The 1,831-nt window shown below is 32.2% G+C and carries 1 protein-coding gene; it reads right to left on the bottom strand.

Annotated features, from left to right (window positions below):
• Positions 1-193: 193 nt before the first annotated feature.
• Entirely contained in the window at positions 194-1,756 is a 1,563-nt protein-coding gene (locus CSUIS19072_RS08320; protein WP_086293788.1) for an autotransporter outer membrane beta-barrel domain-containing protein, read from the bottom strand.
• Positions 1,757-1,831: the final 75 nt, after the last annotated feature.

The following is a 1,831-nucleotide window of genomic DNA, read 5'->3' as shown; positions in this document are numbered from 1 at the left end:
ACCCCACTCGTGGGGACTTTAGGTAGGTCAAGGGAGCGTAGCTCCTTGTCGCAAAGGTCGGCTTTGCTGACCTGCGAAGTTAAAAATAGTTTCCCCTATTCCTTAAAAAATCCCAACCCCTTCCCAGTTTGGCATTTTTATTTTATAAAAACTGAGCTATAGCTCAGTTTTCTTTTTATCTATTTATTTTAAATTAAAACTTATACTTAACCCCTAGTGTTCCATTATAGATTTTCTCATTATTTCTTAGTTTTGCTCCTATGTTGGCATTTATGCTAAATGAGTTATTTAGAGATACTTCAGCACCTAAGGTTGTGTTTATATAGGTGTGTTTTTTCTCATCAGCTTGGCTTATTATACTATACTCATTTCCTACGAAATTTGCTACACTATCTGTGCCACTTTTGTATATATCTCTCTCAAGGGCTGGTTTGAAATAGAAGTAGCTATACTCATCATAGTATTTTCTAAGCTCAACTCCTAATTTAGCAGTGGCGTTTTTATTAGTTGTTTTATTATAGTGTAAGTTTATATCTCCACTCTCATTAAAATCTTTTGTTTTTATATAATTATAATTTAGTCCAATAAGTGGCTTTATAAATATATTATTAGTATCAAATACATATCCATACTCTAGCTCAATCCCAGCAAAATTAGTATCATAATCAGCTGTATAAATACTATTTAATACATTCTTGCTATAATCACTCTTACTAATTCCATAGTAGATTTTACTATCTAGTTCTGAATTTCCAAAGAAGCTTTTTGAGTAGATACCAAGTTGGTAGTTATCACTACTATTTACTATATTATCTCCACTGCTTTTTGCTTTAGCATAGCTAAAGAATACTCCAACTATATCACTATCAAATGCATAATCATATCCAAATATAAAACCATATATCTTAGTATCTGGATTATCTTTTAAATATGCTTTAGCTCCTAAGATATTAGCCCATAGATTATTATTAGTTTCAAATCTCTTTGTATAGTCTCTAATCATACAAGCTAAAGCCTCATCATCACAAGAGGCAAACTCTACCCCATCAAGGTTTTTTATAGCTGAGGCTAGAGCCATACTACTATTATTTGGATTTAATAAAGATATAACCCTAGCATCAAGAGCATTTTTACTTAAGCTTATTATAGAGTTTATATTTGTATTTAGCTTTAATGCTTCAAGGGAGTTTTGGATTGAGTTTTTCTCTAAAGATTGTAGTTCTTTGATGGCGGTGTTGAAGATTTCTTGGGCGAGTTCTACGGCAACTTTATAGCCACCACCATTATTACTATATTGACTAATATCTACTCCTAAATTTACATTTGGGTCTTCTATAAATTCTACTAATAAAAACTTACCCATTTGATAAGCATTTTTTCCATAAACCCAGTCATCACGATCGATAGGATTTTGGCGAGTATTTTGATTAGTTATCAAGGCCTCACCAAGAGCTTTTAAGTCAGAAAATTCTGGAGTTTTTGCTATCATATCTGCGTATTTATCGATTTGACTTTGGATTTGGCTGGCATCTAGATTAGGCAATTTATTAAACTCATTAATTTCATTAGTGCGTTGCTCTTGGGTTTTAGGCGTGCAAGTCAAACACACACCATTATTTACAAGCTCATAAAAGTATTGTATATATTTATTAGAGTTTTTTGGGTCGTTGATAGGGTCATAAACCCAGTTAGCGTGTAGTGAGCCGCTTAAACCAAAGCTAATTATAGCCGCACTTGTAATTTTAGAAATTTTCATATTGCCTCCTTAAAATTGTAAATTTAAAGTGGGTATTATACCCCCCCCCATTAATCTAAGCTTAAATTTTTATAA

Origin of the sequence: Campylobacter sp. RM19072, from assembly GCF_024723485.1 — a bacterium.
Taxonomy (GTDB): Bacteria; Campylobacterota; Campylobacteria; order Campylobacterales; family Campylobacteraceae; genus Campylobacter; species Campylobacter porcelli.
The sequence above is the reverse complement of the archived record's forward strand: the minus strand, read 5'-3'. Positions and strand labels throughout refer to the sequence as shown.